The organism is Ensifer sp. LBL, from assembly GCF_050435225.1.
Classification (GTDB): domain Bacteria; phylum Pseudomonadota; class Alphaproteobacteria; order Rhizobiales; family Rhizobiaceae; genus Ensifer.
In genome coordinates this window covers 185,743-201,235 of the sequence record NZ_JBNDJY010000004.1, presented here as the reverse complement: position 1 = coordinate 201,235, position 15,493 = coordinate 185,743, and the positions used below count along the sequence as shown (strand labels likewise).

The following is a 15,493-nucleotide window of genomic DNA, read 5'->3' as shown; positions in this document are numbered from 1 at the left end:
AGCCTTAAGGGAACACTGCGGCCCGTGCCGTTGCGATCAGTTGCTCGGTGGTTGCAGCCACGCAATTGCGGTCTATCTCTGCGACTGTCCGCTCGCGGACATGGGCGGAAAGCTGCTTGCGGAGATCGCCAAGCGTCCGGGGTGCTGCACAGATCACCAGGCTGTCGAAGGCCTGGTTGGCGGCATAGCTTTCGAGCCTTCCGGCCACATCAGCAACAAAGCGCTGCTGCTCCTCCCGAACGGGATCGCTCTTGTATTCCATGGCCGAGCGGCCGTGTCCGACGGACGAATGCGACCGGCCCGGCTTGTCCGCCATGATGTCCTGAACGCGCTTCGGTTCGGTGTGAAAGGTCTCCTCCTCCGGCCGCTGGCGCTCTTCCTTCAACAGGTTCACGCCCTTGACGATGCGCGCGGTGTTGCCATCCGCGGCCAGTATCCAAGTCCGGTTCTGCACGATTGTCTCCCAGTGAAAGGTGTGGATCGCGAAGGGTCATGAAGACCCTATAAAGGAAACGAACGAGCGGCGATCCGGTTCCATCGGAAGGTGGCGACGATGCTGATTGTTTTACCGGGTGCGCCGGTCACATCCGCGCGATATAGGCTTCGAAGCTGCGCTCCGGCATCACCTCGTAGCGTTCGCGCTGGACGTGAAGCGCGCTGATCCTGTCGACCCGAAAATCGCGGAAATCCGACCTCAGTTCGCACCAGCCCGTCAGCAGCCAGAAATGCCCGAAGACGCTCAAGCCCAGCGGCCAGATGATGCGCTCGGAATGTTCATCCTTGAGGCTGTCATAGGCCAGGCGAAGCTTGCGGCGCCCGGCGATCGCCAGGCGGATCTCGCCGAGCAGCGCCGGCGGTTCCGGCTGGAGCGACGAGCGGAAGGCGCGAAGCGGTGCTGCCGTCAGCCGCTGCCGATGTTCGGGCGGCAGACCATGGGCGATCTTCTCCATCGCCTCGCGCGCCGCCTGGGCGAGCCTGCCGTCGCCGAGCATCTGCACCGCCCGCGCGCCGAAGGCGAGCGCTTCCAGCTGCTCGAAGGTAAAGGCAAGCGGCGGCGCATCGAAGGCGCCGCGCAGGAGATAACCGACGCCGCGTTCGCCGTCGATCGGCGCGCCTGAGGCGATCAGGTGCTCCATGTCGCGATAGATGGTTCGTTGGGCGACCTCCATCTTCTCAGCGATCTCGCGCGCCGTCATCACCCGGCCGCTCGCGCGCAGGAGCTGGATGATGCGAAACAGCCGGTCGGCGGGTCTCATGTCTGGCCTCCCAACGGCAAGGCGTCGTTGACGTATCAAAGCGCTACCGCGCGCCTGGCTTGTCCACAAGAACTGCGCCGTCGGTAATGGCCATAAGGCTGTCAGTTGCCCTGTGTTAAATCAAGCGGCAACTCACAGGGAGCATCCTCATGACCAGCGATCACATCCTCGAACTTGCCGTCTGCATCGTCACCGACAGGCCGGCCGCGACGGCCACGCGCCAGCGCGCCATGCAGGCGGTTTCACGCTATCCGGGCTTCGTCTCCTGGCGCGCGGTCGATTCCTGCGAGACTTCGGGCATGTTCGCCGACCTCGTTGAATGGGAAACGCTGGAGGCTGCGAAATCGGCCGGCGAGCGCGTCCGGGTCGACCCCGAGTTCGCACCTTACGCAGCGACCATCAGCGCGGTAATGCTGGTGCAGCATTTTAGTGGCGGCCAGCGGATCTGACCGACCCGGAATTAGACGAACAAAGGATTGCCTGAGCGATGGCCGAACCACTGAAGAACCTGCTGCACCCCGGTGTCGTCGTCGCCATCGCCGATGCGCTCGGGCGTAATGCGGGAACCTTCGATCGCAGGAAGTTCATGGTGCTTGCGGGTGAAGGCCTGGAGGCGCTGGAGCTGATGCAGCGGTCGCTGCAGATCCGCGACGCGCTGGTCGAGACGCTGCCGCAGGCATTTCCGGAGGCGGCCGCCATCCTCGGCGCCTGCCTTCCCCGCGACGGCGCCGAGGGCATCAGCGGCTGGTCGCTGCTGCCCGTCAGCCAGTACGTCGCCTTGCGCGGCCTCGACGACTTCGACCTTTCGCTATCGCTGCTGCGCGCGCTGACGCCGCATTTCACAGCCGAGTTCGGCATCCGCGTCTTCATCGATCGCGACCAGGAGCGCGCCCTTGCGACGATCCGAGGCTGGGCGAAGGACCCCAACCATCACGCCCGTCGATTGGCGAGCGAAGGCACCCGCCCGCGCCTGCCCTGGGCGATGCGGCTGCCGCAGCTCATTCGCGATCCGCAGCCGATCCTGCCGATCCTGACGGCCCTCCTCGACGACCCCGAGGACTATGTGCGCCGCTCGGTTGCCAACAGCCTCAACGACATCGCCAAGGACCATCCCGACCTGGTGGCCGCTTTCGTCGCCGAGCATATCGGCGACGCATCGCCGGAGCGCCGCCAGCTTCTACGCCACGCCTCGCGCACGCTTTTGAAGCAGGGCCACGCGGACGCACTCGGCAATTTCGGTTTTGCGCCCCCGGCCGGCATCAATGCCCGCTTTTCGCTCGATCGTTCGGACATCGTGCTGGGCGAAAGTCTCGGCCTGCGCCTCGCCGTCAGCCATGACGCCGAGACGAGCCAGAAGGTGATGATCGACTACGCCGTGCACCACCGCAAGGCAAACGGCGCAACCTCGCCGAAAGTGTTCAAGTGGACGTCGGCGACGCTTGCCCCCGGCGCCTCGATCGAGATCGAGAAACGTCATGCCATCCGGCCGATCACCACCCGCAAATACTACCCCGGCACCCACCGCATCGTCATCCTCGTCAACGGCCAGGAAGCAGCCGAAGCGGGCTTCGATCTCGCGCTTGAGTAGATCTCATTTCGCACCTGCGAAAAGATGGACCTTGACTTTTTCGTCCAAACCAACGACATGGTGCCCAGCGTCACCTTCCGGCCGCCGCGTGAGCGCGCCCTCGGCAGACATAGAAAGCCGTGAAGAAGGATAGCGCACATATCACCGCAATAGGCGGCACAGCACAGGCGCTTGACGACTTAATTCAACCCACAAGTTCCCAATTCACGCGGGGTTCTTGACGCCGAACGACACCGGAACAGCAACAACGCGGTTCCGGCGAATGCGTTTGGCGCCCCCAAAAGGTATATGCATTTGTCCACCTTTAAAGATCTCGGCCTCTCCGAGCACATTCTGGAAACCCTGTCTGCCAACGGCTTCGAAAAGCCGACCCCGATCCAGGCACAGGCCATTCCGCTGGTGCTGAAGGGCAACGATCTCATCGGCCTCGCCCAGACCGGCACCGGCAAGACCGCTGCCTTCGGCCTGCCGATGATCGAAAAGCTGGTCGCCGAAAGCCGGCGTCCCGATCCGCGCAATATCCGCGCGCTGGTGCTGGCACCGACCCGTGAACTGGTCAACCAGATCGCCGCCAACCTCAAGCTGTTCGTCAAGAAGTCGCCGATCAAGGTCGGCGTCGTCGTCGGCGGCGTTTCGATCAACAAGCAGACCGAGCAGCTTGCCCGCGGCGTCGACATCCTGGTCGCCACCCCCGGCCGCCTGCTCGACCTCGTCGCCCGCAAGGCCGTGACGCTGACGCAAGGCCGTTACCTGGTGCTTGACGAAGCCGACCAGATGCTCGACCTCGGCTTCATCCACGACCTTCGCAAGATCTCCAAGCTGGTGCCAAAGAACCGCCAGACGCTGCTCTTCTCGGCCACCATGCCGAAGCAGATCGCCGAGCTCGCCGGCGAGTACCTGACCAACCCGGTCAAGGTCGAAGTCACGCCTCCGGGCAAGGCTGCCGACAAGGTCGAACAGTACGTGCACTTCGTGCCCGGCAAGGACCTGAAGACGCAGATCCTCAAGAAGTCGCTGACCGACAACCCTGATGGCCTTTCGCTGATCTTCAGCCGCACCAAGCACGGCGCCGAGAAGCTGATGAAGCATCTCGACCACGTCGGCTTCAAGGCTGCCTCGATCCACGGCAACAAGAGCCAGGGCCAGCGCGAGCGCGCGCTCAAGGCCTTCCGCGACGGCGAAATCCGCGTGCTGGTCGCAACCGACGTCGCTGCCCGTGGCATCGACATTCCCGGCGTTACCCACGTCTACAACTACGACCTGCCGGAAGTGCCGGATGCCTATGTCCACCGCATCGGCCGCACCGCGCGCGCCGGCCGTGACGGCATCGCCATCGCCTTCTGCGCGCCGGACGAAATCCGCCTGCTGCGCGACATCGAGAAGCTGATGGGCATCAACATTGCCGTTGCCAGCGGCGAGGCTCCGGCCGACCAGGCGCGTCCGGCCAAGGGCCGCGGCGGCCGCGGCAACAACGGCGCCGGCCACCGCAAGGGCAATGGCGGCGGTCATCACCAGAACGGCGGCCGTCCGCCGCGTCGTGAGCGCCCGGCCGGCGAGCCGGTTGCAGCCACCAGCGGCTTTACCGGCGACGACCTGCTGCGCGACGAGCGCCGCCCGCAGCGCCAGGAGCGCCGCGATCACGGCCACCCGCAGACTGACGGCCGTAGCGAAGGCAACCGCAACCACGAAGGCAAGAAGCACCACGGACGTCCCGGCCAGAAGCAGGGCGACCGCCGTGACCGCAACCAGGGCAGCCGCAACGAAAACCGTGGCGGTGGCGAGCGTCGCGAAGGCGGCCAGGGCCAGCGTCGCGGCAATCGCGGCCACCAGGGCTGACCAAGGCGCTGCGCGTCGATCAGGCGCGCAAAGCCATCGTAGTACTTAGAAATATGAACGGCGGGTCGCTTCGACCCGCCGTTTTCGTTTTGGGCTGTTCGCCTGTCGCTATAGCAAAACCGCTGTACGCTCTCGCACGTCGTGCGTCACGCCTGCTTGCGGTTGGTCAGATAGACGCCGGCAACGGCAATGATGGTGCCGATGACCATCGGCAGCGTCAGCGCTTCGCCGAAGAAGAGCCACGCCTGCACGGCGGCGAGCGGCGGCACGAGATAGATCAGCGACGCTGCGCGCGACACCTGCCCGCGACGGATCAGATAAAGCAGCAGCGCGATCGCCCCCATCGAGAGCCCGAGAACCGACCAGGCAAGCGCCAGAACCACCTGGAGGTTCCAGGTCACGTGCAGGTCTTCCAGCATCAGCGCCAGCGGAATCGTCACGATCAGCGCGCCGAGATATTGCAGCGCTGCGATGGTGCGGATGTCGCCGCTTTGCAGATGGCGCTTCTGGTAGAGCGTGCCATAGGTGACGGCGCCCATGCCGAGCACGTTGATGATCACGGGCAGAAAGTGGATCGGCGTCGCACCCGTGTCGATCGCCAGCACCTTCGGCAGGACGGCAAGAGCAATGCCGAAGAAGCCGAGCACCAGCCCAAGCTTCTGCTGCACGCTCAGCCGCTCGTCGATGACGAAGGCTGCGGCGACCGCGGTCATCAGCGGCTGCAGACCGGCGATGATGCCGGAAATGCCGGCCGGCACGCCTTCGCCGATCGCCCACCAGACCGACCCGAGATAGAGCCCGTGGAGGAACATGCCGGACAGGATCGCATGACCGGCCATTTTCCAGGACTTCGGCCACTGCGCGCCGGTGACGACGCAGAAGAGGATGAAGAGCGCGATCGCCAGCGTGTAGCGCAACACGAGAAAGGTCAGTGGATCTGCGTAGACCGCAGCATATTTCGCCACGACCCAGCCGGTGGACCAGAGCAGAACGAAGATGGCGGGAGCCAGACGGGCGAGCATTGTGAGCCTATCGGAATGATGGCGGCAGGCGGAAAGCAATGAGCCGCCCTCGCTGAAGCGCGCCTGGCCGCCGTAACGCTTTGATCTGCCGCTGATTTCGCGCTCAAATCCCCTGATTTAAGCACTCATGCAAGTATCCGCGCCGGTATTGATGGTCAAAGCAATTTTTCTGATGGGAAGCATCAGCCAATCGGAACCATCAGCCTGAGCGAGGATAGCGACAGCGAGACGAAACCGGGATCGTACTCCTCGCGATAGTGCAGCAAAGCGGTATCGATCGAATGGGCTTCGGCCGCGATCCAGTCGAACATTTTCTGGTAATGGGCAAAGACGTCGCCGCTGTCAGGGTGATGCAGGGCCGTGACGAAGCGCATGGCCGGCAGGTCGACATGGCCGGGGTGCACGGTCGTCTCGGCCTTGTCGGAGACATAGCCGACGAGATAGCGAAAGCCACCCGGACGATCGTTCCAGGAGATGCCGACCAACGCCGTATGGTCGCCGGGATGAAGATGCTGGTGGTGCCCCTGCATTTCGGCGATCAGCCGGCGCACGGCGCCATCGGCCGCCTCGACGAAGGTTCCCTCCCAGAACGATCCGGAAATGCGCTGTGCGGGTCTCTCCACGATTTCGAACGCCATGGTCACCTCTTTGAACGGGCAATCCCGCAAACATTGGCAGGCTTTCGCCGCCATCGCAGGAGAGAAACGGACCTGCTCTCAAAGCAGTTCCACGAAGGCGCGTGCCGCGCGGCTGAACTGCCTCTCGCGATGGGTCAAAAGCTCGAAGCTGCGCTCGGCCAGTTCGAACGGCAGTTCCACCAGCCGGCCGCTATCGACGAAGGGTTGTGCGGCAAGCCGGGAAACGGCCGTCACGAACGGACCGCTTTCGACCGCCGTCAGCACCGCCTCGTTCGAGGGCAGCTCAAGCTCGACCCTGAGCCGATCGACGTCTGCACCATGCTCGTCCATCGATTGCAGGAACATTGCCCGCGTGCCGGAGCCTTCTTCGCGCAGCACCCAGCGCGCAGACAGCAACATTTCCAGATTGACCGAGGCGCCGACGAACGCATGGCCAGGCGCGGCATAGACGGCGATACGATCGACGGCGACGCGGCGATGGTCGAGCTTGGCGCCATCCACGCGCCCCTCGACGAAGCCGAGCTGCGCGGTCCCCTCCTCCACCGCCTCGGCGACGACCGCCGTGTTGCGCACGGTGAGCTTCACGTCGACCTGGGGATAGTCGTGTGTGAAGCGGGCAAGCCGCGACGGCAGCCAATAGCTCGCAACCGTCTGGCTCGCCGCAATCGACAGTTCGCCGCGGCGAAGCTCGGAGAGATCGCGAAGGCAGGCGGTGGCCGCGGCCGCCCGGGCAAGCACCGCTTTTGCCTCCGGCAGGAAGATCTTGCCGGCATCGGTCAGCGTCAGGCCGCGCCCAACGCGATCGAACAACCGGACATCGTGCTGGGTTTCAAGCGCTGCGATCGCCGCACTTGCGGCCGACTGCGTGACGTTCATCGCCTCGGCGGCTTTGGTCATGTGCAGCCGCTCGGCGACCGCGACGAAGATTTTAAGCTGATCGAGTGTCATGGTAGATCAATCTCAAAAATCGATCAGAATGACAAGAATAATCCGTTAGACTGATTCATGGATGAGCGTAGGTTGCGCCCATGTCCAGATCGCATTCCCCATTTCGCTCCCATTTTTCCTCAGCCGCCTCCCGCCTGACGCGCATTCTTCCGGGCCTTTTCCTCTGCTGTCTCGTCGCCCTTGCGGCCATCGGGCTCGAATGGATCGAGCGGCGCTGGACCGGCCGAGCCTGGCTGGAAGCCCTCGTTCTCGCGATCCTTCTCGGCGCCATCTTCCGCACCCTCTGGACGCCCGGCGCGCGCTTCCTTTCCGGTATTCACTTCTCGGCGAAGATCCTGCTGGAGACGGCGATCGTGCTCATCGGCGCGATGCTGAGCTTTGACGCGATCGCCAAGAGCGGGCCGACCTTGCTCGTCACCATCGTCGTGATGGTCCTCCTGTCGATTACTACCGGTTACGTGATCGCGCGATTGCTCGGCCTGCCGAAGCGCCTGGCGACGCTGATTGCTTGCGGCAACGCTATCTGCGGCAACTCCGCGATTGCGGCCGTCGCACCGGCGATCGGTGCCCGCGGCGAGGAAGTCGCAGCCGCAATCTCCTTTACCGCCATCCTCGGCATCGCCGTCGTCCTGTCGCTGCCCTTCATCGGCGGCTGGCTCGGCATGACGCCCCAGGGCTACGGCGTCTTTGCCGGCATGACCGTCTATGCCGTGCCACAAGTCCTGGCCGCCGCCAGCCCCTTCAGCCCGCTCTCGGTCCAGGTCGGCACGCTCGTCAAGCTGGTGCGCGTGCTGATGCTCGGCCCCGTCGTCTTCTGCTTCTCGCTGATCGGCAGCCGCGATGAGGAGGCGGAATGCAAAGAGCCCGGACAACGCAAGTCGCCTCTCGCCACGATCCTCCACTTCGTTCCCTGGTTCATCCTGGGTTTCGTGGCTGTCGCCATCGCCCGCAACAGTGGCGCAATCTCCGACACGCTCGCGACCGACGCCGTGACGGTCTCCACCTGGCTGACCGTCATCGCCATGGCCGCCCTCGGCCTTGAGGTCGACATCCGCGCGCTTGCCCATTGCGGGCCGCGTGCAAGCGCTGCCGCCACGCTGTCGCTGCTGGTGCTCTGTGTTCTTGCGGTGCTCGCCATCGTCTGCCTGGGCCTCGGCTAGCTTCGGCGCCTGCGTCCAAATTTAGAGCACGTGCATATTTCTTGCCCACCCGGTCGCAACCGCTTTCGGCGACCGGATGCGGCTGCCTTGCCGTTGGGCAGATTTTCCCGCGAACGGGCGCTTCTGGCGGGGCCAACTTTCTTTTCGGGCGACTGAGCACGCTTCTTGCATTGCAACCAGCCTTGTACTCAAATGGTCAAAAATAAGGGGACCACGCCTTTGGCATTTGACGAAATGATGAATGCGGACAGCAGTCCGCGCCAGCCATATTCGACCTATCATGATTGGTATGCCAGCCAGGACAGAAATCGGCTCATAGCGAAATCCAAGGACGCCGAGAACATCTTCCGGAAAACCGGCATCACCTTCGCGGTCTACGGACACGCAGATTCATCCGAAAAGCTCATCCCCTTCGACCTCATCCCCCGCATCATCTCCGGCCGCGAATGGCGCAAGCTCGCCCAGGGCATCGAACAGCGGGTCATCGCGCTTAACGCCTTTCTCGACGACATCTACCACAAGCAGGAGATCATCCGCGCCGGCCGCATCCCGCGCGAACTGATCGAGAAGAATGAAGCCTTCCTGCCGCAGATGATCGGTTTCCGTCCGCCGGGCGGCGTCTACACTCACATCGTCGGCACCGACATCGTCAGAACCGGCGAAGACCAGTTCTACGTTCTCGAAGACAATGCGCGCACCCCGTCCGGCGTCAGCTACATGCTGGAAAACCGCGAAACAATGATGCAGATGTTCCCGGAACTCTTCCATCAGAACCGCGTGCGCCCGGTCGAGAACTACCCCAATCTGCTGCGCCAGAGCCTCTCGTCACTCGCCCCTCCCGGCTGCAGCGGCAAGCCGCGCGTGGCGGTGCTGACGCCCGGCATCTACAATTCCGCCTACTATGAGCACGCCTTCCTCGCCGACCAGATGGGCGTCGAGCTCGTCGAAGGCTCGGACCTGCGGGTGATCGACGGCAAGGTGAAGATGCGCACCACCCGCGGCTACGAGGCGATCGACGTGCTCTACCGCCGCGTCGATGACGACTTCCTCGACCCGCTCACCTTCCGACCGGATTCCGCTCTCGGCATTCCCGGCATCATGGACGTTTACCGCGCCGGCAACATCACGATTGCCAATGCGCCGGGCACCGGGATTTCCGACGACAAGGCGATCTATTCCTACATGCCCGAAATCGTCGAGTTCTACACCGGCCGCAAGCCGCTGCTCGAAAACGTGCCGACCTGGCGCTGTTCCGAGCCGCAGAGCCTGAAATACGTGCTCGAGCATCTCGAAGAGCTGGTGGTCAAGGAGGTCCACGGCTCCGGCGGCTACGGCATGCTGGTGGGCCCGACGGCGACCAGGAAGGAACGCGCCGTCTTCGCCGAAAAACTGAAGGCCCGCCCGACCAACTACATCGCCCAGCCGACGCTTTCGCTTTCCACCGTGCCGATCCTCGTCAACAAGGGTATCGCGCCCCGGCACGTCGATCTTCGCCCCTATGTTCTCGTCTCAGACAAGGTCCAGATCATCCCCGGCGGCCTGACGCGCGTGGCGCTGAAAGCCGGTTCGCTCGTCGTGAATTCCAGCCAGGGTGGCGGGACCAAGGACACCTGGGTGCTGGAGGACTGAGAGATGCTGGGAAGAACCGCAAACGGCCTCTACTGGATGTTCCGCTACATCGAGCGGGCGGAAAACAGCGCCCGGCTGATCGATGCCGGCCTGCGCATGTCGCTGACCCGTAGCGAGGCGAGCGAGGACGATTGGGACGGCGTGCTGCAAAGCGCCGGCGTCCGCGAGAACTATGACGAGGTGCACGAAAAGCTGACGAGCATCGACGCGATCGACTTCCTGCTGCGCGACCGCGCCAATCCGTCGAGCGTCATGTCCTGCATCGAAGCCGGCCGGCACAACGCCCGCATGGTGCGCACGGCGCTCACCCGCGAGACCTGGGAAGCGACGAACGAGTGCTACCTCGAGATGAAGGCGATGCTGTCGAAGAAGGCACGCCCGACCGACATGCCGGAGATCATCGACACGATCAAGCGACGCGCCGGGCTCATCCGCGGCGCCTTCCACGGCACGATGCTCCGGAACGAGATCTTCAACTTCTCGCGCATCGGCACCTTCATCGAGCGGGCCGACAACACCGCCCGCATCCTCGACGTGAAGTACTATGTGCTTCTACCGGCGGTCGCCGCCGTCGGCTCGTCGATGGACAACGTGCAGTGGGAATCGATCCTGCGTTCGGTCTCGGCGCATCGCGCCTATGGCTGGGTCTACGACGCCGAGCTTCGTCCCGCCAACATCGCCGACTTCCTGATATCGAACGGTCGCATGCCGCGCTCGCTTGCCTATTGCTACGAGAAGATCGCCAGCAATCTCGGCTACCTCGAACGGGAATATGGTGAGCGCCATGCGGCGCACGACACAGCTGACCGCACGCTCGCGTCACTGCGCAGCCAGTCGATCAAGGACATCATGGACCAGGGGCTGCATGAGTATCTCGAAGACTTCATCAGCCACAACAACCGTTTGGGACAGGAAATCTCCGACGGCTACCGGTTCTACTAGTGCAATTCCAGCGAAAGCGTGGCGCGGTTTCGCGTTTCAAAATTGCGTAAAAACAAGGAGATAGAGCGCTTTCACAACTCTGTTTTGACCGGAAGCGCTCTAGATCGGAGGATGGCATGCACCTGAAGATCAGCCACACGACCGAATATCACTATGACGAGCCCGTGCAGTATGCCCTGCAGCGCCTGCGGCTGACGCCCCTGACACAGGTGGGCCAGACCGTGCTCGGCTGGGAGACCTTGGTCGATGGCGCTGCGATCGAAGTGAGCTACGACGACCACTTCGGCAATCGCGTTCATCTCGTCAGCGTCGACGGCGACCGCGATACGATCCACATCACGGCCTCCGGCGAGGTCCACACGGAGGATCGCGCGGGCGTCTTCGGGCCGCACCAGTCCTACGTGCCGCTCTGGCTTTACGCCCGCGAAACGCCGCTCACCAAGGCCGGCAAGCTGATCCGCGATCTCTCGAAATCCGCCGAGGGCGACACAGACCTTGCCCGCATGCATGCGCTGATGGCGGCCATCCATGAAGCCGTGGAATACAAGCCCGGTGAGACCCACGCGGAGACGACGGCCGAAGATGCACTCGAAGGCGGTCGCGGCGTCTGCCAGGATCATGCGCATATCCTGATCGCGGCCGCGCGCTCTCTCGATCTGCCGGCACGCTATGTCTCGGGCTACCTGATGATGGAGGGGCATCCCGAGCAGACCGCCAGCCATGCCTGGGCCGAAGTGCACCTCAACGGGCTTGGCTGGGTGGGCTTCGATGCCGCCAACAAGATCTGCCCGGATGATCGCTATGTCCGCATCGCATCCGGCCTTTGCTACCGCGACGCCGCCCCCATCTCGGGGCTGATCCACGGCGAAGCCAAGGAGACGCTGAAGGTATCGGTGACGGTCGAACAGCAGCAGCAAAGCCAGAGCCAGTCGCAAAGCCAGTAGGTGACCCGACGGGGCGCAGCGTGCGTCCCGTCGATCCAGACCCAAGTCTCAGGCGTTACCGCGAAGCGCTCGCCTGCAGGATGCGGCAGAGCGAAACCAGCCCGCTGTCATAACCGCCGCCAACGACATCGCGACAGCGTTTGATCAGCTTGACCCGCTCGCCCGCTGGCAGTGCATTGAACGCGGCCATGGAAGCGCCCGGCGAAACCGCGCCGCCGGAGCCGCCTCCGGTTCCGCCACCAACGCTGCCGCCACCCCCGGGGCTGCCGCCGCCGGATCCCGTTCCAACGCCCACGCCGAGCCCAAGCCCGACACCGTTGCCGCCGCCGGCATTGGCTTTCAGACCGGCAGTCAGGCCATTCCGTCCACCGACCGTGGCATTGACCGACGTGTTGAGCCCTTTGCCACCACCAAGGCCGACATCGGCGTCTGCGTTGATGCCATTGGCGCCGCCGGCGCTCGCCCGCACATCGGCATTGACGCCTTGCGATCCGCCGACGGAGGCGTTGGCGTTGGCATTGATGCCGTTTGCGCCACCGAGCGACGCATCGACATCGGCCTTAAGGCCGTTCGAGCCACCGAGGCCCACATTGGCATTCAGCCCATTCGCGCCGCCGACGGACACGCCGACGCCAAGACCGTTCGCGCTTTGTGAAAATGCCGGCTGAGACAGCGCCACCGTCGCAAGAAGACCGAGCGACAACGCAAGTACATTCCTCCGCATGATCGTCCTCCTTTTCAGGCTCGGGACCGGAATGGCCCCGGCAAAAGGGATACGTTCGGGGGTTGCCACCGGTTGCCGCGGATCAGACGAAAACGGAGGGTTTTGTGCTGTGTGGATAACACAAGGCAAAGATGCCGCCGGATGCGTGCCTTTTCGAAACGATGACCTATGGCATGCACATAGGATCACCGCGCCGATACCGATGCGGTGATCGTGTCTGAGGCTCCGCTCAATCGTAGCCGATCAAAGGAGGTCTGCTCAGACACGCGACGCCGTCAGGCTGACCAACGGCCCGAAAAAGCCGATGATGCGCGTAATGCGCGTCTGGCCGGGATTGAGGAATGCGATGTCCAGCCCCTCGGGGAAAGATGATCCATCGGGCATCACAAACCGCCAGGCGAAGCGTGCGATCCCGTGATGAACATCCACGTCGCTTGTCCGCGTAATGCGCGCACCCGGATACCTGGCCTGAACGCCGGCGATATGCGCGAGCAGTTCTTCTGCGCCGACGGCATGAACCGTTGGATCCGTATACGTTGCGCCATCGGCCCAGATCGGCACCAGCAACGCCCACCTCTGCTCGTCGTCCTCCGACGACCAGGCGGCGCAATAGGTATCGATGAGATCTGTCAACGGCACGCTTCTTCACTCCTTCGGATCATAGTTCTAGCACTGCCGCGGCCGCCCCGTCTGCAGGCCCGCACCGTCGCGGGGATAAACTATGACGCCGACGCTGCGACGCCAATACGCACCCAGTGGTAAGTGCTTACCCAGAAGTAAGGGAAGAGGAACAGGCCTGCGGACGAAGGCGGATTGCAGGCGTGAAAACAATCGCAGCGTAAAGGTCCGCCCTGCGGCGATGCTTGCGGGTGCGCCAGGCCTGTTCAGCGCGCAGTCTCGCCGACGCCGACACCTGGGACCGTCGCACTGCAATTGCCGTGCGACGGCGGCCTTTGCACATCTGATATGACGCAAGCTGTGGTGCACGCCGAAGTCGCACGAGCGGACCGTCCGCTCGTGCGCCGACAGCGCTAATGGCTGTCGCGGTTCATCGGGATTTCCGCCCCACGCGGGCCGACGAGGAAGTCGAGATCCGCACCCGTGTCGGCCTGCATCACGCTCTTGACGTAGAGGCCGGCATAACCACCCTTGAGCGGCATCACCGGCGACACCCAGGCCGCGCGGCGACGGGCGAGCTCTTCGTCGGAGACGTCGAGATGGATGGTGCGGGCCGGCACGTCGACGGCGATCATGTCGCCGTTTTGCACGAGCGCCAGAGGGCCGCCGTCGGCCGCTTCCGGCGCGGTATGCAGGATCACGGTGCCGTAGGCCGTGCCGGACATGCGCGCATCGGAGATGCGGATCATGTCGGTGATGCCCTTCTTCAGCACCTTCGGCGGCAGGCCCATGTTGCCGACTTCGGCCATGCCCGGATAACCCTTCGGGCCGCAATATTTCAGCACCATCACGCAGGTTTCGTCGATGTCGAGATCTTCGCGGTTGATGCGGGCGTGGTAGTCCTCGATGCTCTCGAACACGACGGCGCGGCCCTTGTGCTGCATCAGATGCGGCGAAGCGGCCGACGGCTTCAGCACACAGCCCTTCGGCGCGAGATTGCCGCGCAGCACGGCGATGCCACCGGACTTGGTCAGCGCCTTGTCGCGCGGCACGATCACGTCGTCGTTGTAGTTGACGACATCCTTGACGTCGTTCCAGATCGTATCGCCGGTGACGGTCACGGCATCCTTGTGAAGCAGGCCCATCTCGCCCACGGCCTTGATCACGACCGGAAGGCCGCCGGCGTAATAGAACTCCTCCATCAGGTACTTGCCCGACGGTTGGAGGTTGACGATCGTCGGCACGTCGCGGCCAAGGCGATCCCAGTCGTCGAGCGTCAGATCGACACCGACGCGGCCGGCAAGCGCCAGCAGGTGCAGCACGGCATTGGTCGAGCCGCCGACGGCGCCGTTGACGCGAATGGCGTTCTCGAAGGCTTCCTTCGTCAGGATGTCCGAGGGCTTCAGGTCTTCCTTGACCAGGTCGACGATGCGGCGGCCGGAGAGCTGCGAGATCACCCGACGGCGGGCATCGACGGCCGGGATTGCCGCATTGCCGGGAAGCGTCATGCCGAGCGCCTCGGCCATGGAGGCCATCGTCGAGGCCGTGCCCATGGTCATGCAACTGCCGGCCGAGCGGGCCATGCCCTGCTCCGCGTCCATGAATTCGGCGAGCGACATCTCGCCGGACTTCACCATTTCCGAGAATTGCCAGATCGCCGTGCCGGAGCCGACATCCTTGCCGCGCCACTTGCCGTTCAGCATTGGGCCGCCGGAGACGAGGATAACCGGGATATCGACGCTGGCAGCGCCCATCAACAGGCTCGGCGTGGTCTTGTCGCAGCCGCCAAGCAGCACGACGCCATCGACCGGATTGCCGCGGATCGCTTCTTCGACGTCCATCGCCGCGAGGTTGCGGAACATCATCGCGGTCGGGCGCAGCGTGCTTTCGCCGACGGAAAACACCGGAAACTCGACCGGGAAGCCGCCGGCCTCGTAGACACCACGCTTCACCCGCTCGGCAAGGTCACGCAGATGCGCATTGCAGGGCGTCAGCTCCGACCAGGTGTTGCAGATGCCGATGATAGGCCGTCCATCGAAGGTGTCGGCAGGCAGGCCCTGGTTCTTCATCCAGGAGCGGTGCATGATGGCATTCTTGCCCGTGCCGCCGAACCAATCCTGCGAACGCAGCTTGCGCGGCCATTCAGCTTTCTTCTTCATCTCTTCCTTCCTTATGCGGCCCGCGCCGT

Annotated in this window: 15 protein-coding genes; 7 read left to right on the top strand and 8 right to left on the bottom strand. The window is 63.9% G+C overall.

Annotated features, from left to right (window positions below; all coding sequences use genetic code 11):
* Nucleotides 1-4: 4 nt before the first annotated feature.
* On the bottom strand, nucleotides 5-454 hold the full coding sequence (locus OKW20_RS16815; RefSeq protein ID WP_043623693.1) for a host attachment protein: 450 nt from the start codon (nucleotides 452-454) through the stop codon (nucleotides 5-7).
* A 127-nt stretch (nucleotides 455-581) separates the two neighbouring features.
* A complete protein-coding gene (locus OKW20_RS16810; protein WP_043623696.1) occupies nucleotides 582-1,256 on the bottom strand; it encodes a helix-turn-helix transcriptional regulator in 675 nt (224 codons plus the stop codon).
* 149 nt (nucleotides 1,257-1,405) lie between these two features.
* Between OKW20_RS16810 and OKW20_RS16805 the strand changes: the two genes are divergently transcribed.
* From OKW20_RS16805 to OKW20_RS16795, 3 genes are all read left to right on the top strand, one after another.
* Nucleotides 1,406-1,705, top strand: coding sequence for a hypothetical protein (locus OKW20_RS16805; RefSeq protein ID WP_043623699.1), 300 nt, complete (start codon nucleotides 1,406-1,408; stop codon nucleotides 1,703-1,705).
* A 38-nt stretch (nucleotides 1,706-1,743) separates the two neighbouring features.
* Entirely contained in the window at nucleotides 1,744-2,844 is a 1,101-nt protein-coding gene (locus OKW20_RS16800) for a DNA alkylation repair protein (RefSeq protein WP_429173697.1), read from the top strand.
* Nucleotides 2,845-3,138: 294 nt separating this feature from the next.
* Entirely contained in the window at nucleotides 3,139-4,680 is a 1,542-nt protein-coding gene (locus tag OKW20_RS16795) for a DEAD/DEAH box helicase (protein WP_429173695.1), read from the top strand.
* Nucleotides 4,681-4,826: 146 nt separating this feature from the next.
* On the opposite strand, the gene OKW20_RS16790 is transcribed toward OKW20_RS16795, so the two are convergent.
* From OKW20_RS16790 to OKW20_RS16780, 3 genes are all read right to left on the bottom strand, one after another.
* Nucleotides 4,827-5,702, bottom strand: a complete 876-nt coding sequence (locus OKW20_RS16790; RefSeq protein ID WP_043623328.1) for a DMT family transporter — start codon at nucleotides 5,700-5,702, stop codon at nucleotides 4,827-4,829.
* Between the two features lie 182 nt (nucleotides 5,703-5,884).
* Nucleotides 5,885-6,340 (bottom strand): GyrI-like domain-containing protein, encoded by a 456-nt coding sequence (locus OKW20_RS16785; protein ID WP_429173694.1) that lies wholly within the window; start codon nucleotides 6,338-6,340, stop codon nucleotides 5,885-5,887.
* A gap of 78 nt (nucleotides 6,341-6,418) precedes the next feature.
* On the bottom strand, nucleotides 6,419-7,288 hold the full coding sequence (locus OKW20_RS16780) for a LysR family transcriptional regulator (RefSeq protein WP_043623311.1): 870 nt from the start codon (nucleotides 7,286-7,288) through the stop codon (nucleotides 6,419-6,421).
* Nucleotides 7,289-7,368: 80 nt separating this feature from the next.
* Here OKW20_RS16780 and OKW20_RS16775 point away from each other — a divergent pair, with 80 nt between their 5' ends.
* From OKW20_RS16775 to OKW20_RS16760, 4 genes are all read left to right on the top strand, one after another.
* Nucleotides 7,369-8,448, top strand: coding sequence for a YeiH family protein (locus OKW20_RS16775; protein WP_429173692.1), 1,080 nt, complete (start codon nucleotides 7,369-7,371; stop codon nucleotides 8,446-8,448).
* A 234-nt stretch (nucleotides 8,449-8,682) separates the two neighbouring features.
* Nucleotides 8,683-10,077 carry a circularly permuted type 2 ATP-grasp protein gene (locus tag OKW20_RS16770; protein WP_192447211.1) on the top strand — a complete coding sequence of 465 codons (1,395 nt, stop codon included), beginning with the start codon at nucleotides 8,683-8,685 and terminating at the stop codon, nucleotides 10,075-10,077.
* Between the two features lie 3 nt (nucleotides 10,078-10,080).
* Nucleotides 10,081-11,019: an alpha-E domain-containing protein gene (locus tag OKW20_RS16765; protein ID WP_429173690.1), complete on the top strand. Its 939-nt coding sequence runs from the start codon at nucleotides 10,081-10,083 to the stop codon at nucleotides 11,017-11,019.
* A 116-nt stretch (nucleotides 11,020-11,135) separates the two neighbouring features.
* A complete protein-coding gene (locus tag OKW20_RS16760; protein WP_429173689.1) occupies nucleotides 11,136-11,963 on the top strand; it encodes a transglutaminase family protein in 828 nt (275 codons plus the stop codon).
* A gap of 55 nt (nucleotides 11,964-12,018) precedes the next feature.
* On the opposite strand, the gene OKW20_RS16755 is transcribed toward OKW20_RS16760, so the two are convergent.
* From OKW20_RS16755 to araD, 3 genes are all read right to left on the bottom strand, one after another.
* Nucleotides 12,019-12,687 (bottom strand): hypothetical protein, encoded by a 669-nt coding sequence (locus OKW20_RS16755; RefSeq protein WP_429173687.1) that lies wholly within the window; start codon nucleotides 12,685-12,687, stop codon nucleotides 12,019-12,021.
* A gap of 258 nt (nucleotides 12,688-12,945) precedes the next feature.
* Nucleotides 12,946-13,320: a nuclear transport factor 2 family protein gene (locus tag OKW20_RS16750; protein WP_429173686.1), complete on the bottom strand. Its 375-nt coding sequence runs from the start codon at nucleotides 13,318-13,320 to the stop codon at nucleotides 12,946-12,948.
* A gap of 398 nt (nucleotides 13,321-13,718) precedes the next feature.
* A complete protein-coding gene (araD, locus tag OKW20_RS16745; RefSeq protein WP_429173684.1) occupies nucleotides 13,719-15,464 on the bottom strand; it encodes an L-arabinonate dehydratase in 1,746 nt (581 codons plus the stop codon).
* Between the last annotated feature and the right edge of the window lie 29 nt (nucleotides 15,465-15,493).